Annotated in this window: 22 protein-coding genes; 11 read left to right on the forward strand and 11 right to left on the reverse strand. The window is 68.3% G+C overall.

Going from position 1 to position 26510, the window contains the following annotated elements; all coding sequences use genetic code 11:
- Window positions 1-307: 307 nt before the first annotated feature.
- The 7 genes from ACIHA7_RS00005 to ACIHA7_RS00035 all read right to left on the reverse strand — a co-directional run bounded on the left by ACIHA7_RS00005 (window position 308) and on the right by ACIHA7_RS00035 (window position 8760).
- A complete protein-coding gene (locus ACIHA7_RS00005; RefSeq protein ID WP_397283845.1) occupies window positions 308-574 on the reverse strand; it encodes a hypothetical protein in 267 nt (88 codons plus the stop codon).
- Between the two features lie 292 nt (window positions 575-866).
- Window positions 867-1664: a 3-oxoacyl-ACP reductase gene (locus ACIHA7_RS00010; RefSeq protein ID WP_397283846.1), complete on the reverse strand. Its 798-nt coding sequence runs from the start codon at window positions 1662-1664 to the stop codon at window positions 867-869.
- A complete protein-coding gene (locus tag ACIHA7_RS00015) occupies window positions 1661-3022 on the reverse strand; it encodes an aldehyde dehydrogenase family protein (RefSeq protein WP_397283847.1) in 1362 nt (453 codons plus the stop codon). Before ACIHA7_RS00015 ends, ACIHA7_RS00010 begins: the two co-directional genes overlap by 4 nt.
- Window positions 3019-3786, reverse strand: a complete 768-nt coding sequence (locus tag ACIHA7_RS00020; protein ID WP_397283849.1) for a gamma-glutamyl-gamma-aminobutyrate hydrolase family protein — start codon at window positions 3784-3786, stop codon at window positions 3019-3021. Before ACIHA7_RS00020 ends, ACIHA7_RS00015 begins: the two co-directional genes overlap by 4 nt.
- Entirely contained in the window at window positions 3767-5131 is a 1365-nt protein-coding gene (locus ACIHA7_RS00025) for a glutamine synthetase family protein (protein WP_397283851.1), read from the reverse strand. Before ACIHA7_RS00025 ends, ACIHA7_RS00020 begins: the two co-directional genes overlap by 20 nt.
- A gap of 74 nt (window positions 5132-5205) precedes the next feature.
- Window positions 5206-6798 carry an ABC transporter substrate-binding protein gene (locus tag ACIHA7_RS00030; protein WP_397283853.1) on the reverse strand — a complete coding sequence of 531 codons (1593 nt, stop codon included), beginning with the start codon at window positions 6796-6798 and terminating at the stop codon, window positions 5206-5208.
- Between the two features lie 27 nt (window positions 6799-6825).
- Window positions 6826-8760 carry a hypothetical protein gene (locus ACIHA7_RS00035; protein WP_397283855.1) on the reverse strand — a complete coding sequence of 645 codons (1935 nt, stop codon included), beginning with the start codon at window positions 8758-8760 and terminating at the stop codon, window positions 6826-6828.
- 714 nt (window positions 8761-9474) lie between these two features.
- Between ACIHA7_RS00035 and ACIHA7_RS00040 the strand changes: the two genes are divergently transcribed.
- From ACIHA7_RS00040 to ACIHA7_RS00075, 8 genes are all read left to right on the forward strand, one after another.
- The gene (locus ACIHA7_RS00040) at window positions 9475-9873 is read left to right on the forward strand and encodes a molybdopterin-binding protein (protein WP_135232677.1); all 399 of its coding nucleotides are present in this window, start codon (window positions 9475-9477) and stop codon (window positions 9871-9873) included.
- Window positions 9874-9884: 11 nt separating this feature from the next.
- Complete coding sequence (gene modA, locus ACIHA7_RS00045) at window positions 9885-10655, forward strand: molybdate ABC transporter substrate-binding protein (RefSeq protein ID WP_397283857.1); 771 nt, start codon at window positions 9885-9887, stop codon at window positions 10653-10655.
- 35 nt (window positions 10656-10690) lie between these two features.
- Window positions 10691-11455: a molybdate ABC transporter permease subunit gene (gene modB, locus ACIHA7_RS00050; RefSeq protein WP_397283860.1), complete on the forward strand. Its 765-nt coding sequence runs from the start codon at window positions 10691-10693 to the stop codon at window positions 11453-11455.
- A complete protein-coding gene (locus ACIHA7_RS00055) occupies window positions 11452-12501 on the forward strand; it encodes an ABC transporter ATP-binding protein (RefSeq protein ID WP_397283862.1) in 1050 nt (349 codons plus the stop codon). Before modB ends, ACIHA7_RS00055 begins: the two co-directional genes overlap by 4 nt.
- Window positions 12502-12639: 138 nt before the next feature.
- A complete protein-coding gene (locus ACIHA7_RS00060; protein WP_397283864.1) occupies window positions 12640-13506 on the forward strand; it encodes a hypothetical protein in 867 nt (288 codons plus the stop codon).
- 102 nt (window positions 13507-13608) lie between these two features.
- Complete coding sequence (locus tag ACIHA7_RS00065) at window positions 13609-14778, forward strand: thiolase family protein (protein ID WP_397283866.1); 1170 nt, start codon at window positions 13609-13611, stop codon at window positions 14776-14778.
- A gap of 37 nt (window positions 14779-14815) precedes the next feature.
- The gene (locus ACIHA7_RS00070) at window positions 14816-15835 is read left to right on the forward strand and encodes a phosphotransferase family protein (protein ID WP_397283868.1); all 1020 of its coding nucleotides are present in this window, start codon (window positions 14816-14818) and stop codon (window positions 15833-15835) included.
- A gap of 126 nt (window positions 15836-15961) precedes the next feature.
- Entirely contained in the window at window positions 15962-16540 is a 579-nt protein-coding gene (locus ACIHA7_RS00075; protein WP_397283870.1) for a pyridoxamine 5'-phosphate oxidase family protein, read from the forward strand.
- A 209-nt stretch (window positions 16541-16749) separates the two neighbouring features.
- Here ACIHA7_RS00075 and ACIHA7_RS00080 read toward each other — a convergent pair whose 3' ends face one another.
- Both ACIHA7_RS00080 and ACIHA7_RS00085 read right to left on the reverse strand, forming a co-directional pair.
- The gene (locus tag ACIHA7_RS00080) at window positions 16750-17079 is read right to left on the reverse strand and encodes a transglycosylase family protein (RefSeq protein WP_397283872.1); all 330 of its coding nucleotides are present in this window, start codon (window positions 17077-17079) and stop codon (window positions 16750-16752) included.
- A gap of 342 nt (window positions 17080-17421) precedes the next feature.
- Window positions 17422-17889, reverse strand: coding sequence for a PaaI family thioesterase (locus ACIHA7_RS00085; protein ID WP_397283874.1), 468 nt, complete (start codon window positions 17887-17889; stop codon window positions 17422-17424).
- Between the two features lie 262 nt (window positions 17890-18151).
- On the opposite strand from ACIHA7_RS00085, the gene ACIHA7_RS00090 reads away from it, so the two are divergent.
- Both ACIHA7_RS00090 and ACIHA7_RS00095 read left to right on the forward strand, forming a co-directional pair.
- Window positions 18152-19099 carry an SMP-30/gluconolactonase/LRE family protein gene (locus ACIHA7_RS00090; protein WP_397283876.1) on the forward strand — a complete coding sequence of 316 codons (948 nt, stop codon included), beginning with the start codon at window positions 18152-18154 and terminating at the stop codon, window positions 19097-19099.
- A 164-nt stretch (window positions 19100-19263) separates the two neighbouring features.
- On the forward strand, window positions 19264-21957 hold the full coding sequence (locus ACIHA7_RS00095; protein ID WP_397283878.1) for a discoidin domain-containing protein: 2694 nt from the start codon (window positions 19264-19266) through the stop codon (window positions 21955-21957).
- Window positions 21958-21975: 18 nt separating this feature from the next.
- Here ACIHA7_RS00095 and ACIHA7_RS00100 read toward each other — a convergent pair whose 3' ends face one another.
- Window positions 21976-23742 carry a gamma-glutamyltransferase family protein gene (locus tag ACIHA7_RS00100; protein WP_397283880.1) on the reverse strand — a complete coding sequence of 589 codons (1767 nt, stop codon included), beginning with the start codon at window positions 23740-23742 and terminating at the stop codon, window positions 21976-21978.
- 144 nt (window positions 23743-23886) lie between these two features.
- Between ACIHA7_RS00100 and ACIHA7_RS00105 the strand changes: the two genes are divergently transcribed.
- Window positions 23887-25530 carry a BCCT family transporter gene (locus ACIHA7_RS00105; protein WP_397283881.1) on the forward strand — a complete coding sequence of 548 codons (1644 nt, stop codon included), beginning with the start codon at window positions 23887-23889 and terminating at the stop codon, window positions 25528-25530.
- 136 nt (window positions 25531-25666) lie between these two features.
- On the opposite strand, the gene ACIHA7_RS00110 is transcribed toward ACIHA7_RS00105, so the two are convergent.
- A complete protein-coding gene (locus ACIHA7_RS00110) occupies window positions 25667-26422 on the reverse strand; it encodes an NYN domain-containing protein (RefSeq protein WP_397283883.1) in 756 nt (251 codons plus the stop codon).
- Between the last annotated feature and the right edge of the window lie 88 nt (window positions 26423-26510).

Raw genomic sequence — 26510 nt, forward strand, 5'->3', positions numbered from 1 at the left:
CCTGATATAACACTTAACTAACAACTAATTCAAAAAAACACCTCCCCCCCCCCCCCGGCCAAAACCCCCCCCCCCCCCCCCCCCCCCCCCCCCCCCCGCGCCCCCCCCCCCCCCCCCCCCCCCCCCCCACCACCAGGCACAAGTCCGACGATGGACTGAGTGACGCCTCAGCAGGGCCGATCCCGACAACTACGGTGTCGAAGGGCTTGCCCGCGGTCATGCTCGTCGGCGCGTCGAATACTCGAACTACCTGGACCACTTCGAGATAAGAAGGGGCTCTACATGAAACGCACGATCGGAACCGCGGCTATCGCAGGCCTGACCACGACATTGTTGTTCGCCGGCAGCGCCGGCGCCGATGCCTTCCAGCCGACCGGGCCCGCACCCGGTGCGCCAGCCGCACCGGCAGCGCCAGCCGCACCAGCACCCGCAGCACCAGCCGCACCGGCAGCGCCAGCACCCGCAGCACCAGCCGCTCCCGCGGCGCCAGCGCCAGCAGCACCCGCCGCACCGGCAGCGCCAGCGCCAGCAGCACCAGCAGCACCTGGCGCGCCGGCACCAGCACCTGCCGCACCCGCCGACCCAGCGCCGGGCAACCAAGGCAGCGAGTCGGCACCGAACGTCGCGGAAGCCCCGAACGGAACACCTCCAGGTACCACCGCCGCGGAGGGCAACGCAGCCGCCCCGGACGTCAGTGCCCAGGCACCTGGCGGCGGCCTTGCGGACAAAGTCGACAGGCTGACGCAGAGTTTGAGCACGCTCAATAACCTGCTGCAGCCACCTGCTCCGCCGGCCGCGGCTCCGTAGTCCCCGATGATCGGCCGTCGCCGAGTCCCGCGCTCGGCGACGACCGATTCAACCGGGTATTACAGCGGCGTCACATAAGCGCCGGAGATCCCCCCGTCCACCAGGAACTGGGATGCCGTGATGAACGAGGCATCGTCGCTGGCGAGAAACGCTACGGCGGCGGCGATTTCCTCGGGTTCGGCGAAGCGCCCCGTCGGGATGTGCACCAGGCGACGAGCGGCCCGCTCCGGATCCTTGGCGAACAGCTCCTGCAGCAACGGCGTGTTGACCGGCCCGGGGCACAGTGCGTTGACCCGGATTCCGTTGCGAGCGAACTGAACTCCGAGCTCACGGCTCATCGCGAGCACGCCACCCTTGGAGGCGGTGTAGGAGATCTGCGAGGTCGCCGCGCCCATCACCGCGACGAACGAGGCGGTGTTGATGACCGATCCCTTGCCCCGTTCCAGCATGTGCCCGATGGCGTATTTGCTGCACAGGTAGACCGAGGTGAGGTTGACCTCCTGTACCCGGCGCCAGGCATCGAGACCGGTGGTCAGGATCGAATCGTCTTCCGGCGGTGAGATTCCCGCGTTGTTGAAGGCGATGTCGAGTCCGCCGTAGGTGTCGACGGCGGTCTGGAACAGGGCTTCGACCTGCGCCTCGTCGGTCACGTCGACCTTCACGTACAAGCCGGCGACCTCGGCGGCCGCCGCCTCGCCGGTGCCCGCATCGATGTCGGCCACGACGACCTTCGCGCCCTCGGCGGCGAAGCGGCGGACCGTGGCGAGGCCGATGCCGCTCCCGCCGCCGGTGACGACGGCGACTCGATCCTGTAAGCGCTGCAAGGCATCTCCTGTCGGGGTAGGGAAAAGGTTCACTGCGTGGCGATGAAGACGTTCTTGGTCTCGGTGAACGCGAGTGCGGCGTCGGGGCCGAGTTCCCGGCCGAGACCGGACTGTTTGAATCCACCGAACGGGGTCCAATACCGCACGGAGGAGTGCGAATTCACCGACAGGTTCCCGGCCTCGACGGCGCGCGACACCCGCAGCGCCCGGCCGACGTCGTTGGTCCAGATGGAGCCGGACAACCCGTATTCGGTGTCGTTGGCGATCCGGATGGCGTCGGCCTCGTCCTCGAACGGCAGCACCGCGACCACCGGACCGAACACCTCCTCGGTGAGCACCCGGTCGGTGGGCGCGTCCGGCAGCACAACCGTTGGCGGATACCAGAATCCGGGGCCGTCGGGTCGCGTCCCGGTGAACGCGACCTTGGTCGACGGCTCGAGGTAGGCGGCGACCCGGTCGCGATGCGCGGCAGAGATCAGCGGCCCCATCTCGGTGGCTTCCTGCGTCGGATCACCCACCCGCACCCCACGAACGGCGGGCTCGAGCAGCTCGAGGAACTTGTCGAACACGCTGCGCTGCACGAGGATCCGCGAACGAGCACAGCAATCCTGACCGGCGTTGTCGAACACACCGTACGGCGCGGTGGCCGCCGCCCGCGCCAGGTCGGCATCCGCGAACACGATATTCGCGCTCTTGCCGCCGAGCTCCAGCGTCACCCGCTTCACCTGCTGCGCGCAGCCCGCCATGATCCGGGTGCCCACTTCGGTCGAGCCGGTGAACACCACCTTACGTACCGCGGGATGGGTCACGAACCGCTGCCCGACCACCGACCCCTTCCCGGGCAATACCTGGAAGACGTGCTCCGGCAGGCCCGCTTCGAGCGCGAGCTCGGCCAGCCGGATCGCGGTCAGCGGCGTCAGCTCGGCGGGCTTGAGCACCACCGTGTTCCCCGCCGCCAGTGCGGGCGCGAATCCCCAGGCCGCGATCGGCATCGGGAAGTTCCACGGCACGATCACCCCGACCACGCCGAGTGGTTCGTGGAAGGTGATGTCCACCCCGCCGGCGACCGGAATCTGATTGCCGAGCAACCGTTCCGGCATGCCTGCCGCGTAGTGCAGCACGTCGCGGACGTTGCCCGCCTCCCAGCGTGCATTGCCGATGGTGTGGCCGGAGTTGCTGACCTCCAGTCGGGCCAGCCGTTCCAGATCCGCGTCGACGGCCTCGGCGAAACGGCGAAGCAGCCGGGCCCGATCGCCGGGCGCCACCTCGCGCCAGGTGCGCGCGGCCCGCTGTGCCCGCTCGATCGCCGCGTCGGTCTCGGCAACGCCGACCAGCTCGACCGTCGCCACGACCTGCTCGGTCGCCGGGTTCACCACCTGCGCTGTCGTCACGACATCCGCTCCCTTCGATAGTCTTCGGCCGCCGCGACCAGCGCCCCGATCAACCGGCGGTCGACCGCATCCACCTCGGGATGCCATTGCACGCCGACCAGAAATGGTCCGTCCGCCGTCTCCGCCGCCTCGATCGTGCCGTCCGTCGCGTGCGCGGTGGCCACCAATTCGGTGGCGAGCACGTCGATCGCCTGGTGGTGATGGCAGTTGGCCTTCACCTGCGGTCCCGCGATGGCCGCGACCTTGCTCCCGGCCACGGTCACCACCTCGGTGACGGTGAAACCGCCGACGGTGCCCGAGTGCTCGGCGTGCCCGACCACATCCGGCAGATGCTGTACCAGCGTGCCGCCCAACGCCACATTCACCACCTGCAGACCCCGGCAGACGGCGAGCACCGGCAGCCGCGCCGCCCGCGCCAGCGCGAACAGCTCGAATTCGGACTCGTCACGGTCCGGCCGGGTGTAGGTGAGGGCGTGCTCGGGTGCCCCGTAGCGGGCGGGCGCCACGTCGGCGCCGCCGGTCAGCACCAGTCCGTCGAGGCGCGCCACCAGTTCCGGGCGAGCCACTCCGGCCGGTGGCAGCAGCACCGGAATGCCACCCGCGGCCACCACCATCTGAATGTAACTGGCAGGCAGCACGGCACTGTCGACGTGCCACGAGCCGAACCGCGCGGGCTCCGCATAGGTCGGCAGGCCGATCACGGGCCGCGGCCCGCCGTCTTTCACAACTCCGGTGCGCAGACCCTCAGAGTCGTTCGAATCCACGAATTCGCTCCCAGTCGGTGACGGCGGCGTCGAAGGCGTCCAGTTCGACCTGCGCCGCATTGCGGTAGTGCTCCACTACATCATCACCGAACGCGGCGCGCGCCACCTTGCTGTCCCCGAAGAGCTGCGCGGCCTCGCGCAGCGTGCGTGGCACCCGCGGCCGCTGCGAACGATAGGCATTGCCGGTGAACTCCGGCTCCAGCGGCAGCCGGTGCTCGATCCCGTGCAGCCCGGCCGCGATGGCGGCGGCCACCGCGAGGTAGGGGTTCACATCGCCGCCGGGCACCCGATTCTCCACCCGCAGCGACGGCCCGTGCCCGACCACGCGCAGCGCACAGGTCCGGTTGTCGCGGCCCCAGGCGACCGCCGTCGGCGCGAAGCTGCCCGGCACGAAACGCTTGTAGGAGTTGATGTTCGGCGCGAGCAGGTAGGTGAACTCGCGCAGGCAGTCCAGCTGGCCCGCGACGAAATGCCGCATGAGCGCGGAGAATCCGTGCGCCTCGTCACCCGCGAGCACGGCCTCGCCGGCCTCGCCGCGCAGGCTGAGATGAATATGGCACGAGTTGCCCTCGCGCTCATTGTATTTCGCCATGAACGAGAGACTGCGCCCCTCCTGGGCGGCGATCTCCTTCGCGCCGGTCTTGTAGATGCTGTGGTTGTCACAGGTCGCCAGTGCCTCGTCGAAGCGGAAGGTGATCTCGTGCTGGCCTGGGTTGCACTCCCCCTTGGCCGACTCGACATACATTCCCGCGCCCGCCATTTCGGTGCGGATGCGGCGCAGCAGCGGCTCGATGCGCGCGGTGCCGAGCAGCGAGTAGTCGACGTTGTACTGGTTGGCCGGGCGCAGGTCGCGGTAGCCCGCCGACCACGCCGCCTCGTAACTGTCGTCGAACACCAGGAATTCGAGTTCGGTCCCGACGTACGCGCGCAGCCCGTGCTCGGCGAGCCGGTCCAGTTGAGCGCGCAGCACCTGTCGCGGCGACACCCCGACGGGCTTGTCGGCAGGCTCCACCTGCTCCACATCGCACAGCACCAGCGCGGTGCCCGGCCACCACGGCACCAGTCGCAGCGTGTTCAGATCCGGGCGCAGCACGAAGTCCCCGTACCCGGTGTCCCACGACGAGATGGCGTAGCCATCGACCGTCGTCATGTCCACGTCGACGGCGAGCAGATAGTTACACGCCTCGCTCGCGTGCTGCACCACCTCGTCCAGGAAATACTGTGCCGCGCAACGCTTTCCCTGCAGCCTGCCCTGCATGTCGGTCATCGCGACCAACACCGTGTCGATCTCCCCGACCGCAACCAACTCGCGCAACCGCGCCAGACTCAACATCCCGCTACGCATCCACAGCCCCTCTCGGCACCAACCGTGCCCACGCTAGAGCAAAAGACGGGCATTTGTGATCGGACACACAAAGTTCAGCGCGCGCACTGCGGGACGGTTTCACCGGGCCTGGCCTCGACCGTCGGCACGTACGGCGGCCGATCCACCGAGGTGGTGACCGGGCACAGCCGCACGACCTGCGGGCCGGGACCGGTCCGGTTGCCACTGTTGTCGAAGATGATCGGCCCGCCCGCCCCCGGCACCGCCGCGTCCGGCGCGGAGAAGCCGCTGATCGTCGCGTTCACCTGACTGCGCTGCACCGGCGAGGTGGCGGGCAGGCTGCGCAGGGCGGTGGCGATGGTGGTCACGGCGTCGTAGGCGTTGACCGCCCAGCCGTCGCCGACATGGGCGAGGTCGAAGCCCGCCTCGCCGAAGGTCCGCTCGAACTCGGTCCAATTCGGGTTACCCGCCTGCGGTCCGTCCGCGCCGGCCACCAGCGTGAACAACATCCGCACCCGGCCGTCGGCGAAGCTGCGCGAGCCGAGCGCCTTGGTCCGCAGATCTTCCAGTGCCGGATCCGCTTCGACGGTGCGCAGCCGATTGCCGTCCGAGGTGCTGACCACCGTCACCGAGGTCGCGGCGCACTGGCCGTTCGCGTACGCCTCGTCCAGCGCGTAGAGCAGTCTGCCGAGGTCGCGACCTCGGGCGATGTAGGCGATGGTCACGTCTTTCGCGGTGGCGCACACGCGTTTCGCCGTCTGCGGCACGGTACTCGGCTCGGTCGTGTCGAACTTGACCTCGAGCACGTTGCCGCCGTACTGGCGCTGCAGGAACGGCAGTGTGGTGCAGGTGTAGGGATCCGAGCCGCCGATCGGGACCATGATGAAGTCGGGCCGCGCGGTGACCACCGCACCGATGGCCTGCACCTGAACCGCCACCCGGAACGCGACTCGGTAGAAGTAGTCCCTGGCGATGCCGCGCGGATACGAGATGTCGGTGTCACAGCCGTCGAACTCGGGGTTGTCACCGCGCGAGCCGTCCTGGTCGAAACCTTCTGCGGTGACCACATCGGAGACCATCGGAATCTTCGCCGCGGCAAGCACTTCCGCGACCTCCGCAGTGATCTGATCGCTGAGGCCGATGCCTGCGACGGCGACCACATCGGCGCGGTCGGCCAGCTTCCCGGCGACACCGAGCGGGTCACCGTTGCCGTTGTAGTCACCGATCTGACCGACGACGAGCTTCATCGGATGCAGGCATCCGGTGCCGTTGGCCCGGAGCTGATCGGCCGCCATGCCCTCCAGTTCGTGCACGGCCCTGCTGCCTGCGAGCTGGTCGGTCATGGTCAGCAGCACGCCGACGGTAGCGGGGGTTCCTGGGCATTCCTCGGCGGCCGCGCGGTTCTGCTCGGCGATCACGCCCATCACCGGGGCGAACGCGTCGACCTCGAAAGCGTAAGGCCCCTCGGACAATCCGACACAGCGCGCGCCCGCCCGCCAGGCGTCGGAGTCGGGCAGCCAGCTGTCGTTGCAGGTGGCCAGATGGTGTATCGGTGTACGGAAGCCGAACCCGGCGCCCGCCAGCAACAGCACGCTCAGCACCAGCCCCAACCGCACCCAGTCGGTCCACGGGCGCGGGAAGGGCCGGTCACGCTTCGGGAAGATCCCTAGCCGGTATCGTGATGCCACGATCGGGTCTCCTTCCGCCGCAGCGGGTCACTGGAATCGGTCGGCGAGGCCGTGATACCTGTTGGCACGCAACAGGAACGGCAGCTTGTCCGGGGCATGGTCGGCCAGTTTCTCGTAGCTGTGCTCGATCCGGGAACACAGCAGCGACTTCTGTTCCGGCGCGGTGATCCGGATATCCGACTCGAACGCGGGCACCAGCGCGACCAGGACCGCGAGATACTCGTGCAGGGTGTGGGCGCGATCGTCGCCGTCGATCAGATCGCGATCCCGCGCGGTCGGGTCCGGTGTCTCGACGACCTCGTCGAACCAGCGCAACCACTGCGCGGACGGCACCGCGGGCAACAACTCCGCGAGCTCGCCGACCACCGCGTCGCGGCCGCTCAGCAGGCGAGCGTGGTGCAGTCTGCTCGCCCGATCATCGGTGGCGACGTTGTCGCGCAGATGGCCGAAAACCGTTGCCCAGTCCTGTCCTTCGGTGCGGGCGGCCAGCGCGCGCAGGCCGAGCAGTCGAGCCAGCGCGGGCAGCCGATCCTCGCCGCTCGGCGTGGCGGCGGACCACATAGACCGCAACTGGAACAGCGGCGAATCGTGCTCGACCCCGGCGGGCAGCAGCGCGACCAGGCCTTGCGCCTCGGTTTTGTGCCTGGCCGCCGAGACCGTGACGAGCGCGGTCGCCAACTCCCGGCGAAAGAGTTTGTGCACACTCAGGCCGCGCACGAAGACCCGCAGCAGATATTGCTCGACGGTGGTGCCGGATTCGGGGCCCGGCCGCTGCAGCAGTCCGTCGAGATCGCCGAGCAGGTCGCGTTCGTGTTTGATCAGGCTCAGCAGGTAATCCGTTCCCGCGGGATGACCTCGGGTGAGCCGGTAGATCGACTCGCCGATGTTCTCCGACTGATACGGGTCGACGTCCTTGGCCATCAACTGGACATCGCTCAGGCCGAGTTCCGGCAACCGCACCCGCGCCCACGGCGATCCGGCGGCCGGGATCCGCGTCGGCGTGAGCGGTTCGGGCAACACCGTCGGCGCGGGCACCTGCCCGACCAGCCCGTCGACCAACGCACCGGAGCTGACGGTCACCAGCGCGAGCGGATCGGACAGTCGGGCGTTGGTCGCCGCGATCGACTGCCTGACGCGCAACAGGGAACCGGTGAAGGAGGTGGCCGCCGACGCGTCACCGTCATCGACCAGCACCAGAATATTCGAGGTGCGCCAGTTGACCTTGGCAACGCTGTGCCGCAGGTCCGCGAGGAACGCGCCGACCAGCACGTCGTCGACCCCGCGTCGGATGATCGGATCGGTGCTTCTGGCGTTGTTGCTGAGTTCGATCAGCGTGTGCTCGGCGTCCAGGCGCAGGCCGAGGTCCTGGTGGCCGAACCACGCCGCGTTCGGACCCCAGGTGAACCTGCTCATCAGCCGGCCGCCCATCAAACGGTCGACCACCGCGTCGGAGATCGCATTGGCCACGCCCGGTGCGATCACCTGAGCGCCGGGCACCTGGATGTTGGCGGCCAGCGACCCGGCCAGATTGATCAGATTGCGGACGAATTCGATGAGGGCGGAGCGGCGCTTGTATCGGTTGAGCAGCAGGTGCAGCTTGTCCAGCTGCTCGTGCGGCGCGACGCCGTCGAAATCCTCGGCGATGACGATCTGCGCGATCAACACCCGATGGAACGCGACCGCGTAGCCGGGGATGTCGGCGCTCAGCCCGAGCATGGCCGCGGCCAGCACGGTCCGCAGCGGATTGTGCACGTCGAAGGGGCGTTGCAGCGGCCGGACCAGCACCGAGGGTGTGCGGCCCTGCCACTTGTCGAGGACCTTGTTCAGCAGGGCGGTCCGACCGGAGCCGCCGCACCCTTCCACGACCAGGACCGGCTTCGGCGGCCGTACCGCGTCGGTCGCCGGAACCTCGATCAAAGTGTCGATCAATTCGAGTAGATCGGTGCGCCCCACAAACACCAAGCATCGCCTCCCTGGGCTTGGCGTCACCATAACAACAACCAGGGGCTTGCGGTAGCCGGATTCAGCTCTGAGACAACGTATTAGGGCTATAAGCGGACCGACAGCCGGTTCGAACCAACCGGCCTGGACCTTGCGCCTGCGCCCGGCGGCCGACGTGAGGGCCGTGGTGCCGCCGGGTCACAAGATCAATTAAATGACGTGCCAGGCCTGCAACAGGTAGGTGATGTTGGCGGCAATGGACGTCACGACGTTCGCGAGATTCAAAGCGGACGAACCCAGATCGATAAGCGGCACCGAAATTCCTCCATCAGATGGGACTGCGAAATCCTCTCCAATGTAATGATCGCCGGGTGAGCTCGCGCCGGTTGATCAACGGTGCCGAGTCCGCCGTAATTGTCGGTGACGGCGTGAAATCCGCTGGTGGACAGGGACTTAAGCCGAGCCGGACAATAGTTCGGTCCACCTATTCTGTGAGACAGTTCACCGGCAATTCCGCCACACCGGCCACATTCGGTACATATCGGAAAAAGCGGTCATCCGCGCAATTGATTGCGTCCTCGAGGGCGGCACCGTCGGATGTCCAGTGCGTCTGCTTCGCGAGCGTGAGCTTCCGCCCGATGGCCTGGCGCTCCCCCGGCCAGATCGCGTGCGGGTAGCCCGCACCCCGGGCAACTACCTCTTGCTTTCCGCAGATGCGGCAATAAACTACGAATCGTGTCGGATTTGCGGATCAGTGAGGTGGCGGTGCTGGCGGGTGTCAGTGACGACACCGTGCGGCGGTGGATCGAGCAGGGCAAGCTGACCGCCATCCAGCTCGGCAACGGGCGCAAGGGGGTGCGCGGGCGCGAGCTGGCCGAGTTCCTGCAGGCCAATGCGGAGACCCCGGAGCCGGGTGTCACCGTTGCCGCGTCCGCCCGCAATCGCATGCGCGGCATCGTGACGCGGGTGCTCAAGGACACGGTGATGGCGCAGGTCGAGATGCAGGCCGGGCCGTTCCGGCTGGTGTCGCTGCTCAGCCGGGAATCGGTCGACGAGCTCGGGCTCGAGGTCGGCAGCGTCGCGGTGGCGTCGGTCAAGTCGACGCATGTCGTGGTCGAGATTCCGGAAAGTTGATGAGGTCACAGATGATTCGTTCGCTGAGCGTTGCCGCGGTGGCCGCGTTGACCCTCACGGGCTGCGGATCGGACGACGCAGCGGTACCCGCGGGCGCGGGCGAGCTCGGCGGCACCGTCACGGTGTTCGCCGCGGCCTCGCTGACCGAGACGTTCACCGAGCTGGGCAAGCAATTCGAGGCCGCGCACCCCGGTATCCGAGTGGTCTACAGCTTCGGTGCCAGTTCGGCGCTGGCCGAGCAGATCAACCAGGGGGCACCCGCCGACGTCTTCGCCGCCGCGGCGCCCAAGAACATGCAGCAGGTGCGGGACAAGGGCGAGGTGACCGGCGCGCCGAGCACCTTCGTGCGCAACCGGCTGGAGATCGCGGTGCCGAAAGGCAATCCCGGACGCATTACCGGCCTGGCCGACTTCGGGAAGGCCGAGCCGAAGCTCGCGCTGTGCGCCGAACAGGTGCCGTGCGGTGCCGCCGCGAAGACGGTGTTCGCGGCCGCGGGCGTCACGCCGCAGCCCGATACCCGCGAGGCCGACGTGAAAGCGGTGCTGACCAAGGTCAAGCTCGGCGAGGTGGACGCCGCGCTGGTGTACCGGACCGATGTGCTGGCCGCGGGTGCGCAGGTCGAGGGCATCGACTTCGCCGAGGCGGCCGAGGCGATCAACGACTACCCGATCGCGGCGCTCGCGCACGCGCCCAATTCGGCTGCCGCCGTGGCGTTCGTCGACTTCGTGCGGTCCGAGCAGGCGCGGGCGGTGTTCGCCGAGGCGGGATTCGACGCACCGTGACGCGACGCCGGGCGGTACGGGGACGACGCCCGCTGGTGCTCGTAGTACCCGCGCTGCTCGCCCTGGCGTTTCTGCTGGTTCCCCTGCTCGGGCTGCTGGTGCGCGCGCCGTGGCGCAGCATGCCGGATCGCCTGCTCGATGCCGAAGTCGGTCAGGCCCTTCAGCTTTCGCTGCTGACCGCGAGCCTCGCGACGGTGATCTGCCTGGTCCTCGGCGTGCCGTTGGCGTGGCTGCTCGCGCGCGGTGAGCTGCGCGGTCGCGCGGTTTTGCGGGCGCTGGTGACCGTGCCGTTGGTGTTGCCGCCCGTGGTCGGCGGTGTCGCGCTGCTGCTGGTGCTCGGCCGGCGCGGGCTGGTCGGACAGTATCTGTACGAATGGTTCGGCGTCTCACTGCCTTTCACGACCGCGGGCGTGGTGCTCGCGGAGGCGTTCGTGGCGATGCCGTTTCTGGTGATCTCGGTGGAAGGCGCGCTGCGAGCGGCGGATCCGCGCTTCGAGGAGGCGGCGGCGACCTTGGGCGCGTCGCGCTGGCTGACCTTTCGACGGGTAACGCTGCCGTCGGTGCTGCCGGGTGTCGTGGCGGGTGCGGTGCTCTGCTGGGCGCGCGCACTCGGCGAATTCGGCGCCACGATCACGTTCGCGGGCAACTTTCCCGGAAAGACGACCACCATGCCGCTGGCGGTCTACCTGGCCCTGGAAACCGATCCGGCGGACGCGATCGTGCTCAGCCTGGTGCTGCTCACGGTGTCGGTCGCGGTGCTGGTCGCGTTGCGCGAGCGGTGGATTCGCGGTGCCGTATGACGCTGCACGCCGAATTGCGGGTGACACGCGGCGATTTCGACCTCGATATCGAATTATCGGTGGCGCCTGGCGAAGTCGTCGCCCTACTCGGCCCCAACGGTGCGGGTAAGACCACGGCGTTGCGGACGCTGGCCGGGTTGACCCCGCTCACCGACGGGGTGTTGCGAATCGGTGAAAAGACCTGGGACGCACCGCCGAAGGTGTTCGTGCCCGCCGAACATCGCGAAGTCGGCGTGGTCTTCCAGGATTACCTGTTGTTCGGTCACCTGAGCGCACTGGACAACGTCGCGTTCGGCCTGCGCGCCCGCGGCCATCGCCGCGCAGCCGCGCGAACCCGCGCCGGGCAATGGCTGGACCGGGTCGGGCTCGCCGACCACGTGCACACCAAACCGCGTGCCCTATCCGGAGGCCAGGCCCAACGCGTCGCCCTCGCCCGCGCACTGGCTACCGAACCCGCGTTGCTCCTGCTGGACGAGCCGCTGGCCGCGCTCGACGCCAGCACCCGTCTGCGCGTGCGCTCCGACCTCGCCCACCACCTCACCGACTATCCCGGCCACACCGTGCTGGTCACGCACGACCCGCTCGACGCCATGGTGCTGGCCGACCGGCTCGTCATTCTCGAAAACGGCGTGGTCGTCCAGGAAGGCTCCCCGAGCGAGGTGGCCCGCCGCCCCCGCTCCGACTACGTCGCGAACCTGGTTGGCCTCAACCTGTATCGAGGTACCGCCCGCGGCACCACCGTCGAACTCGAGAGCGGCGGCACCCTCGTCGTCGCCGAACCCGGCACCGGCCCGGTGCACGTCGCGTTCGCGCCCACCGCGGTCAGCCTGCACCCCGACCACCCCACCGGCAGCCCGCGCAACGCCTGGCCGGTCACCATCACCGGCATCGAACAGCACGCGCACACCATCCGCCTCCGCCTGGACGGCACCCCACCTGTCCTTGCCGACGTCACCCCCGCCACCGTCGCCGACCTACGCCTGCGCCCCGGCCAGAAACTCTGGGCAGCGCTGAAAGCCACTGAAACACATACCTATCCAGCATAATTTCCTCGCCCGCACCAGTACGACCAGCGGCTGTCGGAAACCCGCTGATCAAACGGTGTGCGATGCTCAGCGGCGTGTCGCTTTGGACGCGGCCGGAGCCGGAAAAGTCTGTCGGTGCGCGGTGGCACTGTTCGCGCCATGCCGAGCATCCACCACGAAGCGCCCCTCGAATTGCTGCGCCACAAACCGGAATTGGCCGCCGCGCTGCTGGCGGATACCGGCATCCAGCTACCCGCCGGAGCCACCGCCACGATCAGCGACAGCAACCTCAGTACCTGCAACCCGCCCGAGTTCCGCGCCGACGCCGTCACCCTCCTACGTGGCATCGGCGGCGACAAGCTCGCCGTCATCACCGAATCTCAATCGGCCCCACCCAAACGCGGCAAACGCCGGGCCTGGCCCGCCTACGTCGCGGTCGCCCAATCCCAGCACGACTGCGACGCCGTCCTGGTCGTCATCGCCGCGAGCCGAGCCACCGCGCACGCCTGCAGCCGCACCATCCACACCGGCCACCCCGGATTCAGCCTCGACCCCATCGTCATCGGCCCGCACAACACCCCCGACCCCACCGACCCGGCCTTCGCAGGTGTCGCCCCCGAACTCACCGTGCTAGCCGCCCTCACCCACGCCCTCGACCTCACCGAAGACGCCAACCGCCGCCTGGTCCTGGATAAACTCGCCACCCTCGATCGCGAGACCCGCACGACATACACTCGATTTGTCCGGCACGCCGCATCGGACGCGGCCAGAAAAGCCCTGGAGGAACTCATGGCCAGCCCTACTTACCGTGACGACTGGGTCGACGGCCTGCTCGACCAAGGACGTGCCGAAGGCGAGGCACGAGGCGAGGCGAAAATGCTGTTGCGCATCCTTGCCGCACGAGGCTTCGTGGTCCCGGATGACCTCCGCGTACGCATCGAATCCTGCCTGGATACCGCCCAGTTGGAAGAGTGGGGCGACAAAGCGATAGCAGCCGACTCGCTGGATGGGATCTTCGGCGGCTGATCGAGTGTCGCCCGGCGGACCTCTACTTCTCGACCCCTCCCGACGCGAATCCGTGTTAACTTAGACGAGAATCGCAACTAACTTAGCTGATCGGAGAGGGCTATGAGGTCCGCCGTCATCGTCGATGTCGTTCGTACCCCGTCGGGCAAGGGGAAGGTTGGGGGTGGGTTGTCGGGGGTGCATCCGGCTACCTTGCTTGCCGGAGTGCTGGCCGAGTTGGTGGCGCGCAACGGGCTGGATCCGGCGCTGGTCGATGATGTGGTGGGCGGGTGCGTGACGCAGAGTGGCGAGCAGGCGTTCAATATCAGCAGGACGGCGGCGCTGGCGGCCGGGTTCCCGGAGTCGGTGCCTGCGACGACGGTGGATCGGCAGTGCGGGTCGAGCCAGCAGGCGGCGCATTTCGCGGCGCAGGGGGTGCTCGCGGGGGCGTATGACATCGCGATCGCCTGCGGGGTGGAGTCGATGAGCCGGGCACCGATGTTCTCCAACGCTCAGGGCAAAGATGCCAATCGGGGGCCGCTGGCGCATCGGTATCCGGAAGGCCTTGTGCAGCAGGGCATCGCGGCCGAGGTGATCAGCGCGCGGTGGAAGTTCGACCGGGTCGCGCTCGACGAGTTCGCGGCACGCTCGCACCGGCTCGCCGCGGAGACGGCTGCGGCAGGTGGTTTCGGGAACGAACTGGTTGCCGCAGGCACCTTGACCGCGGACGAGACCATCCGCCCCACGACCACCGCCGAGGGCCTGGCGGGGCTGAAGCCCGCGTTCGTGGACGACCAGTACACCCAGCGGTTCCCGGAGATCGAGTGGTCGATCACGCCGGGCAACTCCTCCCCGCTGACCGACGGCGCGTCGGCCGCGTTGATCATGAGCGAGGAGGCGGCGAACAAGCTGGGCTTGCGGCCAAGGGCGCGGTTTCACGCCTTCTCGGTGGTCGGTGACGACCCGCTGCTCATGCTGACCGCCGTCATCCCGGCCACCCGCAAGGTGCTGGAGCGGGCGGGCCTGAGCATCGACGACATCGACGCCTATGAGGTGAACGAGGCGTTCGCGCCGGTTCCGCTGGTGTGGCAGCACGAGCTCGGCGCGGACCCGGCCAAGCTGAACCCGCGCGGCGGCGCGATCGCCCTCGGTCATCCCCTCGGCGCCTCCGGCACCCGTATCCTGGCCACCATGGTCAATCATCTCGAACAGACCGGCGGTCGCTACGGCCTGCAAACCATGTGCGAGGCAGGCGGTTTGGCCAACGCCACCATCATCGAGCGCCTCGGATGACGCGCACCGCACACCGACCTATCGAGCAGGTGACCCGATGACCGCGGCACTCGCCGGCCTCGATCTGCCTGCGCTGCAACGGTATTTCGAGACCAACGTGCCGCACACCGCAGGGCCGCTGACAGCGTCGCTGCTCAAAGGCGGCAAATCCAACCTCACCTACCGCCTGAACGACGGGACCAACGACTGGGTGCTGCGCCGCCCGCCGCTCGGCCCGCTCACCCCCACCGCGCACGACATGGCTCGCGAATATCGCATCGTCGCCGCGCTGCAGGGCACGAATGTGCCTGTCGCACAGGCGGTCGCGCTGTGCGAGGACACCGAGGTGATCGGTGTCCCTTTCGCGGTCGTCTCGTTCGTGGACGGCCACGTCCTGCAGGATGGTGACCAGACCGCCGCGCTCACCACCGAGCAGGCCAGGGCCTGCTCGGAAGCACTCGTCGACACCCTCGCCGCATTGCACGCGGTCGACTACACCGCCGTCGGCCTCGCCGAGTTCGGCCGCCCCGCCGGATACCTCGGCCGTCAGGTCGAACGCTGGCGCGGCCAGTGGGACCGCGTCGCCACCCGTGAGCTCGACGCCCTCGACCGCCTCACCGACGCGCTGCGCACCGCGCTGCCCGAGCAGGCGGCCGAGACGATCGTGCACGGCGACTACCGCCTGGACAATACGATCGTGGCCCGTGCCGACTTCGGCACGATCGCCGCCGTGGTCGACTGGGAGATGGCCACGCTCGGCGACCCGCTCGCCGATCTCGGCCTGCTCCAGGTCTATTGGGACGATCGCTGCGAGCCGGTGCTCGGGGTCAGGCACGCGCCGAGCGCCAACCCCGGCTTCCTGTCCACCGAGGAGATCGCCGAACGCTACGCCGCCGCAACGGGTTACTCGCTGACGCACCTGCCGTTCTACCGGGCACTCGGCTACTTCAAGTTGGCGGTCATCGCGGAGGGTATTCACCAGCGCTTCCTCGCGGGCAAGACAGTGGGCGAGGGGTTCGCCACGATCGGCGCGGCCGTGCCGCTGCTGCTCGACGCCGGACTGGAAACGCTCGGATAACGGTCCGCAGCACCCCTGGTCACCGGCGGACACGTGATCTGAGCCTCAGCCGCCCATCGGGACTCACCCCCGGCGTTACGCTCGGACCCGGAGTCCTGTCATGGGACGGCCAGGAAAGGGGCCCGGATGGCGAAGGTCTTCTCACATCTCGACGACGCGCTACGCAAATTCATCGGTGCGCAGTCGATGTTCTTCGTCGCGACCGCACCCTCCGAAGGCGGACGAGTCAACCTGTCCCCCAAGGGCTACCGCGACACCTTCGCCGTGCTCGACGATCACACCTTCGCCTACCTCGATCTCTACGGCAGCGGCGCGGAAACCATCGCGCACCTGCGCGACAACGGGCGCATCACGGTGATGTTCTGCTCGTTCTCCCGCACCTCGCGGATCCTGCGGCTCTTCGGCACCGGCCGACTGGTGCGCCCGGACTCCGCCGAATTCGACACCCTCCGGCCGCATTTCGGTCTCCAGCATCCCGGCCTCCGCGGCGCCATCGTCGTCACCGTCGACCGCATCGCCGACTCCTGCGGCTACTCGGTTCCCTACCTCGAGCTCGTCGACGAACGGCCGGTGCTGGACAAACTGCACGCCGGCCGCAGCGACGACGACTTCGCCCGCCGCATCGTCGGCGACAACGCGACCAGCCTCGACGGCCTCCCCGCGCTCGAGCCGGACCACCCGATACCGTCCGCCATCCCCAGGTAACCACCCGGAACGCCGTCTACGAGTCGGAACTCGCGGACGGCGTCCGGCATGAAATATCTGAGCGTCCGAGGATTCACAGATTCGATAATGCGAAAAGACATTCGAACTGCGGGAAATATTGTCGAACTCGGAAAACAATGTTCGACGGCTAGTCGCTCCGAAATAGCCCGGCGCCTACCGCGCGGTGCACGGTAGGCGCAGGAGACGCATCAGAGGTAGGCGCCGCACACCGGCCAGGCGCCGGGGCCCTGGGTGGCGAGCACGTTCTCCGCGACGCGGATCTGCTCGGCCCGGCTCGCGTTGCTCGGGCTGCCGACGCCGCCGTTGGCGGTCCAGGTGCTCTGGGTGAACTGCAGGCCACCGGAGAAGCCGTTACCGGTCTCGGTCCCCCAGTTGCCGCCGCTCTCGCACTGCGCGACGGCGTCCCAGTCGTGGGCCGAGGCGGTGGCGGTGGACAGGCCGAAGGGGACGGCCACGAGGGCGCCCAACGCGGCGGTGAAGCCGAGGACGCGGGTAGTGAACTTGCGATTATGCGACATAGAATTTCCTGCCTGCGCCTACCGGCCCGGCATCTGCTCGCCGTGCCCCTGTCCCCAGGGAGGTCGGGGATCCTCGAACCGTGGGACAGGGTCGCCGGCATTCAACGGTTCGAGTTCGAGCCCGTCATCGATCGGGCTCCGGCGACGGTAGCGAAGATGTCGCCATGAATCACGTACCGATAACGGCGGCACTTCCTGAACCACAACTGGAGGGTTATGTCGTTTACGCATCTCGAGCAGGCAAGAAGAATCGCCGACGAGCACTGAGATTGTTACGTTATGTGCCCGAGATCACCACGAAATTGTGGCGCCGGTCGCACGACGGGCGCCGCATTCGTCCTATTACTTACCGTGCGCCCGCAGTTGATAAAGCCCCTCGGTCTCCGCGACGACAACGCCGTCGGCATCGGTGACCACGGCGGTCAACGTGAAGTTCGACTTCCCCGTGGCAGCGGCTTCTTCGGCGATCCGCGTGATCTCGTCCTCCGGCAACCTCGCCTCGGCCCGCACGTCCGTCTTCGCGGGCTTGCGGAAGAACACATGCAGGTCCTTGACCAGCGGGTAGTACTCGGAGTTGTCGAAGGTGGCGATCGCGATCGCGCCACCGAGGATCTCGGCCACCGTGAACAGCACCCCGGCGTACATCACCCCGTAGTGGTTGCCGTTGCCCTCGATCGGCACCGTCGTCGCCGCAAACCCGCGCCGCACGTCGACCGCGGTCACCCCCATCCGATGCGCGATCGGAATGGTGAATTCCAGTGCCCCGTTGACGATCTCCGCGAACGGCGGATTTTCCACCTCTTCACTCATCGCGCATTACTCCTTCACACCGGAGGCGACCAGCACCTCAGCTCTGCCACCTCGGCCGATCTCCCCGAAGCGTAGCCCGCCGGTTCGCAAACGCGGTGCGGCGCTGATCGTCTCGCGGGTTTGCCGATGCCACGCCGGGGCAACCGGCGTACGTGATCTGCCGCCGCCAGGAGCGCATACTGCACTGGATTTCCCAGGCTTCGTCCGGCGCTTCGGGCTCCGTGGCGGCGAATCGCACCCATCAGAGACAGCCGAGGTAGGCATGAGCACCATGGACAAAGCCGCGGTCACCGTGGCCGCATTGACGTTCGCCGGGTTGTCGGCGGTGGTCGCGCCCGCAGCGCAGGCCGCGCCGGTGTGCGCCGGCGCGGGACAACAGACGATGCTCGCCGCGGCGCTGCCCGGTGCGCTGGAAGGACTGACCGTCGATGCCCGTGGGCGGGCCTTCACCACGGATCTGACGACCGGGCGGGTGTATCGCATCGACGCACCCGGCGCGGTGCCGGTCCCCATCGCCACCGTGCCGAGCGGCGGCGGGGGCGCCCTCGCGTGGACGCCGGACGATAAACTGCTGGTCGGTTATGGCGCGGACGCGCGCTCGTTCGCAGGTGACGCGCTGCGCCACGCCGGGATCATCACCCTGGACCCGGATACCGGCGCGGTCGCACCCTACGCCGTGGGGCTCAGTGCCGCGAACGGTATGGACGTCGCCGAGGACGGAACCGTGTACGCCACCAACGACTTCGGCAATCTGGTCGGCCGGGTCTACTCGAACGGTGCGGTGCAGGCCGATTGGGCGTCGTTCCCGAGTGCGAACGGCGCGGTCCTCGGCAATGATGACGAATACCTTTATGTCAGCCGGACCTTCGCCAACCCGGGAGTGAGCCGCATCCCCACCGCCAACCCGGGTGCGCCGCAGTCGCTGCTGGACCTCGGTGGCGGCGACGCACTCGCCGCGCCGGACGGCCTGACGCTCGACTCGCTGGACCGACCGGTGGTCCCCCTCAACACGGCAGGCCAGGTCATCCGGATCGACGCCCCGAACCAATACTGCGTCCTCGGCGACGGTAACCCGATGACGAGCGTGCTCAGTTACGGCCGCGGCAGCACCGGCTTCTCGGCGGGCCGGCTCTTCGGCGCCACCTTCACCGGCCGGATCTACGAGATTCCCGGTGGCTTCGACCCGAACGCCCGTACCGCCACGCCGTAGGCAGCGACAAGGAGACTTCCCGTACCAGCGGCGGATCACCGTGGCCGAAATGCCGCCGGCGGGCGATCATAGGATGACTACTGGTCGGCTGTCCCCGTCATTGCACACCGGACCCGCGTAGCCGAGCACGACACCATCGTCCATGCGTCACATGGAGGTACGGAATGCGTTCTCGCACCACACTCCTGATCGGTATCGCGCTGGTCGCAGCGGTCGTGTTGGTCGTAGTCGGAGTGGTATTCGCCGTCCGGGACAACCCGCGGGAGCCGTCCGCGTCCGTCTGCCCGAATGACGACGCCGCGTCCGCACCGGGCTGGACGTCGTCGAACGTTGAGGTGGACGCCGGGTTCGAGCGGCATCCGTTCGTCGGCAACGGCTATCTCGGGTTGCGGGTGCCGCCCCGCGGCACCGGGTATGTGTCGACGGGTGAACCCAGCGGCTGGCCGCTGTACACACCGCGTTACGACGGCGCTTTCGTCGCCGGGCTCTACGGGCACACGCCGGCACTGGCCGAAGACCGGGAGGTCGCCGCCGCGATCCCGAACTGGTCCGCCCTCACGGTCGGTGTCGGCGCCGACACCTACGCGGCGGACACCCCGGCTGAGCGGATCACGAACTTCACCCAGACCCGATATCTGCGCTGCGGGCTGGTGCGCACCGCGCTCACCTGGACCAACCGGGACGGTAAGGCCACCGATCTGGTGTACGACGTCATCACCGATCGGGTCGACCAGCATGTGGGCGCGGTCCATCTCACCCTCGTCCCGCACTGGTCCGGGGAGCTCACCGTGACCGATCTGCTCGACGGTGCGGGCGCGCGCCGGATGACCCAGACCGACGGCGACGCGGGCGCGGACGGCATCCGGGTCGGTTTCCGCACCGACGGCACCGGAGTCGACGGCGCGGTGGCGTCGGTGCTGAGCACGGGAGCGGCGCAGCAGTCGCCGGCGCGCGACCTCACCGCCGGCCAGCAGACGCGACTCACCGTGCAGTCCGGAAAGTCTTACGAGGTAACGAAATTCGTCGGCGTCGACACCGAGCTCACCGCCGCCGATCCGGCGACGGCGGCGCACGGGGCCGCGATCCGGGCGGCACGCAAGGGCTGGCCGGCTCTGCTTGCGGACACGGCGGCGGCCTGGCGCTCGTTGTGGCGGGGCGATCTCGAGATACCCGGCAACCCCGACCTGCAGGCGTGGACCCGTGGTGCGCTCTATTCGCTGTACTCGAGCACGAATGCCCAACAGGACAACAGTATTTCGCCCGTCGGGCTCAGCAGCGACAACTATGCGGGCGCCGTGTTCTGGGACGCCGACATCTGGATGTTCCCCGGCCTGCTCCAGCTCGCGCCCGAGCTCGCCAAATCCGTGGTGGAGTACCGCTACAAGACCTTGCCCGCCGCGCAGGCGAACGCACAGCAGTTGGGCTACCGCGGCGCCTTCTACCCGTGGACCAGCGCGAGCCGGGGTGCCCTCGCGGAATGCCACAGCTGGGATCCACCGCACTGCCTGACCCAGATCCATCTGCAAGGCGACATCTCCCTCGCGGCCTGGCAGTACTACCTCGCCACCGGCGACACCGACTACCTGCGCGGCCGCAGTTGGCCGATCATGCGGAACCTGGCCGAATTCTGGGCTTCGCGGGTGACGCCGAACCCCGACGGCAGTTACTCGATCGACAATGTCGCGGGTCCCGACGAATACAGCAACGGCGTCAAAGACGGGGTCTACACCAACGCGGTAGCCGCACTGGCGCTGCGCAACGCGGCCCGCGCGGCCGAGATCCTCGGCGAGCCCGCCCCGCCGGAGTGGACCGCGATCGCCGACCACCTGCGCATGCCCTTCGACCCGGCCCGGCAGATATTCGCCCAGTACGACGGCTATCCGGGGACCTCGCTCAAGCAGGCGGACTCCGTGTTGCTGATCTATCCGCTGGAATGGCCTATGTCACACGAGGTTTCGACCAACACGCTCGAATATTACGCCGAGCGCACCGATCCCGACGGGCCCGCGATGACCGACTCGGTGCATGCCATCGACGCCGCGGCCATCGGCACTCCGGGCTGCGCGACCGATACCTACCTCGAGCGCGCGGTGCGGCCGTTCGTGCGCGCGCCGTTCGGACAGTTCGCGGAGGCACGCGGCAGCAAGGCCGGTGCCGAGGATCCCCTGGCGGGCGCGCCTGCCTTTACCTTCGTCACCGCCGCGGGTGGGTTCCTGCAAACCTTCACCAACGGTCTGCTCGGGCTGCGGCTGCGCGCCGACGAGGTTCGCATCGATCCGATGTTGCCGCCGGATCTGAGCTCGGGGTTGCACATCCGCGGCATGCGCTGGCAGGGAAGGACTTTCGACGCCGAGATCGGTCCCGACGACACGACGGTCACGCTGAGAGATGGTGCGGAGATGCGGGTCCAGACCGCGACCGGCACCCAATCAGTCAGCCGTGACCAGCCATTGACCGTCGAGACCCGCCGACCGGACCGCACACCCACCGACAACGTCGCCCGCTGCAAGTCCGTCTCGGTGAGCTCGGCCGAACCCGGTCGATACGCCGACGCCGCCGTCGACGGCAGCGCCGCCACCGGCTGGGCTCCCGACGCCGACCAAGGCACCCTCACCGTCGATTTGGGCGCCGAAACCCTTGTCGGCCGGATACTTCCACGCTGGTCGGATCCCGCGCCCGCGACATCCACCATCTCGGTGTCCATCGACAACCAGACCTGGACGACGGTCACCGTCGACCCGGCAACCGGCACGTCCGCGAGTCCGATCGCCACCCGCTACATCCGACTGAGCGTCACAGCGGCGGATCCAGCCGTCCATCCCGGGCTCCGCGAGCTGGAGGTCAGCGCCCCGAAATAGTCGACGTGGTGCGGGCATTCAGCGCCCGACGGCGTAGCCCTGCATGCCGCGGGGGTTCGCGGCGGCGGACAGCACGCCCGACTCCGGGTCGCGGGCCACGGCGCACAGCCGACCCTCCGACCACGGTTCGCCGACGGTGACGTCGTGGCCACGTCGGCGCAGGTCATCGATGATCGACTCGCCGATCCTGGACTCGACGACGACACCGCCCGGCTCCATGTCCCGCGGGTAGAACGAGCTCGGGAAGGACGTGCCGTGCCAGTTCGGCGCGTCGATCGCGGCTTGCAGATCCAGGCCGCCGTAGGCGACGGACAGGAAGAAGTGCAACTGCCACTGGTCCTGCTGGTCACCGCCGGGCGTGCCGAAGGCGAGCACGGGAACGCCGTCGCGCAGAGCCAAGGTCGGCGTCAGAGTGGTGCGCGGACGATGACCGGGTACCAGGGTGTTCGGCAGTCCCTCGTCCAGCCAGGCCATCTGCAGGCGGGTGCCGAGCGGGAAGCCCAGCTCCGGGATGACGGGATTGGAGTGCAGCCAACCACCGCTCGGCGTCGCCGAGATCATATTGCCCCACTGGTCGACGATGTCGAAATGGCAAGTGTCGCCTCGTGTTTCACCTGCGCTGGCCAGTGACGGCTCCCCCGCGCCCGGCTCGTCGGCCACCGGACCCGAGCCGCCGATGTGTGAGCTGAGCAGTGGCGTACGCCCGTCCGGGCTGCCGGGACGCAGTTCGCGGGACGCCGTCGCGTCGATCAGTGTGCGCCGCTGCGCGTTGTACTCCGCCGAAAGCAGCACGGGCACCGGCACATCGGGCACGTCGCCGTACCAGGCTTCGCGGTCGGCCATGGCCAGTTTGCCGCCCTCGATGAGCAGATGGACATACTCGGCGGAGCCATAGGCCGGTAGTTCGGCGGGCAGCAGAGCAAGTTGCTGCAGGAAGACCGGTCCCTGACTCCACGGCCCCATCTTGCACACCGTCCAGCCGTGCCAGTCGTAGGTCGTTGGCGCCTCGTAGGTCGCCGACCAGCCGGCCAGGTCCGCCGCCGTCAGGGTGCCGACGTGCCGCTCGCCGCTGGTGTCGAGGGTGGGCCGCGCCGACTGCCGCAGCATCGCCTCGGCAATGAAGCCGCTGCGCCAGATCCGCCGGGCCGCTTCGATCTCCGCCACCCGGTCGCCACCGCCCTCGGCGACGGCTTCGTCGATCAACCGGAGCCACGTCCGGCCCAGCGCCGGATTGCGGAACAACGCACCGGGTTTCGGTGCGACGCCGTCGCGCAGATAGACCTCGGCCGAGGATGTCCACTCGGTGGTGAAGAGCTCGCGGACCTCCTCCACCTGTTGCCGCACGCGCGGGACGGGCGGGTGACCGTCCCGCGCGTAACCGATGGCGAAGCTGAGCAGCTCGGCGAGCGACCGCGTACCGTAATCACGCAGCAACACCATCCAGGCATCGAACGCACCGGGTACCGCGGCCGCCAACGGCCCGGTGCCCGGGATGAATTCGAGTCCGAGCCCGCGATAGTGCGCGGCGCTCGCGCCGGCGGGCGCGGGCCCCTGCCCACACAGCACGCGGACCGGTTCACCCACCGGGGCGAGGAGCATCGGCGCCTCACCCGCGGGCCCGTTGAGGTGCGGTTCCACCACGTGCAGCACGAATCCGGCGGCCACCGCCGCGTCGTAGGCGTTGCCGCCGCGTTCGAGCACGGCCATCGCGGACTGCGACGCCAGCCAGTGGGTGGACGACACCATCCCGAATGTGCCCCGCAAAGTCGGCCTGGTGGTGAACATGTCGAAGCCTCCGGTCACGCGATCGTTGCGCGCCGGGACCGGCGCGGATCCCTTTGAAAAGTACAGACCTCGCCGCCCGGACCGTCACACGGGCGCGGCGCGTCCATTCGGCTAATCGGCCGTTACCCGCGATAGTTGAAGGTGATGGCTACCGACACAGACCAGACCTCGACCGGACCCGATCTCCGCCTCATCGGCGTCGGCATCGCCACGGTGATCGCCGGTGTCGGCTGGGCGGCCCTCGGCAAGGACAGCTTCGGCTCCGCGTCGAAGACCGCGCTGGACTGGGTGCTCGGCAACTTCGACTGGCTTTTCGTGGTCTCCGCCGACGTCTTCCTGGTGCTCTGCGTGGTGATCGCGGTCAGTCGCTTCGGGCGGATCCGGCTCGGAAAGGACGACGCCGAACCGGAGTTCAGCAATCTCGCCTGGATCGCCATGATGTTCAGCGCGGGCATGGGCATCGGGTTGATGTTCTACGGGGTCGGCGAACCGCTGCAGCATTTCGTCGAGCCACCGCCGTCGACCGGGATCGAACCGCAGACCACCGCGGCAGCCAGTGCGGCACTGCAGTATTCGCTGTTCCACTGGACCCTCACGCCGTGGGCGATCTACGGCATCGTCGGACTTGCCTTGGCCTACGCCGGTTTTCGGAAAGGGCGCGGCAATCGGCTGTCCGCCGCATTCGTGCCGCTGCTCGGCGAGCGCCGCGCGCAGGGGTGGGCGGGGCAGGCCATCGATCTACTCGCGGTATTCGCCACCGTCTTCGGCACGGCAACCAGTCTCGGCCTCGGCGCGCTACAAGTCGCGAAGGGTCTGCAGCTCACCGCGGGTGCGCCGGACACGGTGACGGTGCAGCTGATCATCATCGGTGCGCTCAGCGCCGCCTTTGTGCTGTCCGCGTTCTCGGGGCTGCACAAGGGCGTCAAGTGGCTGTCCACCGTCAATATTCTGCTGGCCGGGCTGCTCATGCTGTTCGTGTTCGTGCTCGGGCCGACGGTGTATGTGCTCGACAGCATTCCGTCCAGTATCGGCAACTACCTGACCAATCTGCTGCCGATGGCCACCCGGACCGGCGCCTACGCCGACCCGGCCTGGCTCGGTTCCTGGACGATCTTCTACTGGGCGTGGTGGTTGTCCTGGGCGCCGTTCGTTGGCACCTTCATCGCACGCATCTCGCGCGGGCGCACCATCCGCGAATTCCTCATCGGGGTGCTGCTGGTGCCCAGCGGGGTGACCGTGGTGTGGTTCTGCATCATGGGCGGCAGCGCCATCCGGTTGACTACCAGCGGCGTCGCCGATCTCACCGCGAACGCCGCCGACGCCGAGGCCTCGCTGTTCGACATGCTCGACGCGCTGCCCGGCGGCACCATCACCTCCTGGGTGTCGATGATCCTGGTGATGACCTACTTCGTCACCAGCGCCGACTCCGCCTCCCTCGTCATGGGCTCGCTCACCAGCCGAGGCGCCCTCAATCCGCCCTCCTGGCTGGTCATCACCTGGGGCATCCTGATGGCCTCGGTGGCCGCCGTCCTGCTGGTCGCGGGCGGCCTCAACTCCCTGCAAACCGCCACCATCCTCGTCGCCCTCCCCTTCGTCCTCGTCATGCTCGCCCTCTGTTGGTCCCTCATGAAAGAACTCCGCGAAGACCCCGGCGCCGGCCCCGCCCCCAACCACCCCCTCTACGGCCTCCGCGACGCCGTCCGCACCATGGTCGGCGAAGCGATCAACGACCGCACCCCACCCCGCCGCCGCCGCGCCGACAACCGCCCCATCCCTCTCGAACGCTGAACCGCCCTGCCGCATCGAATTCACGAGACCGTCGACGCACTCAGTAGCGCCGTGCGGTCGATGGTGGCGTAGTGAGTTCATTGGGCACGCTGACCACGATCACTGTGCAGCCGCGGCTGACGAGGTCGAGAACCTGCTATTTCGTGGGTGGGCGGTGGCGGAGGTCGCGGACGTAGGTGACGGCTTGTTTGCCTTCGCCGGGGCTGCGGGTGTCCAGGTCGAAAAGGGTGGTGGCGGCGAAGAGTTCGCCTAGTTTGCTGTAGCCGTAGGTGCGGGGGTCGAAGTCGGGGCGCTGTTTGTTGATGATGGAGCCGACGCTGGAGAGGGTGGCCCAGCCGGAGTCGTCGGAGGCGGCGTCCACGGCGTTGCGGAGTAAGTTCATCAGTTTGGCGTCGCCCTTGAGCTGGTTGGCGGCGGTGCGGCGGGTCGGCGTCGGCGACTCTTCCGTTGTGCCGGTGAGGTTTTCGGTGTAGATGAACTTGTCGCAGGCGGCGACGAAGGGTTTCGGGGTTTTGTGCTGGCCGAATCCGTAGACGGTGCGCCCGGATTCGCGGATGCGGCTGGCCAGACGCGTGAAATCGCTATCGCTGGAGACGATCACGAAGCCGTCGAGGTTGCCGGTGTAGAGCAGGTCCATCGCGTCGATGATCATCGCCGAGTCGGTGGCGTTCTTGCCGGTGGTGTAGCCGAACTGCTGGATCGGCTGGATCGACTGCGCGAGCAGCTGATCCTTCCACCCCTTCAGGTTGGTGCTGGTCCAGTCGCCGTAGGCCCGCTTCACGTGCGCCGTCCCGTACTTGGCCACCTCGGCCAGCAACCCGTCGGCGATGCCGGGCTGGGCGTTGTCGGCGTCGATCAGCACCGCGAGACGGGTCGCGTTGTCGCTGCTCAAGGCATTCCCCTTCGTCGGTCGGCTACCGGACAACGGTAGCCCGCCACCACCGAGTAGGGCGACACGCCCGGTGCCGGACGCGCCGACA

It is taken from the genome of Nocardia sp. NPDC052316 (assembly GCF_044547795.1).
GTDB lineage: Bacteria > Actinomycetota > Actinomycetes > Mycobacteriales > Mycobacteriaceae > Nocardia.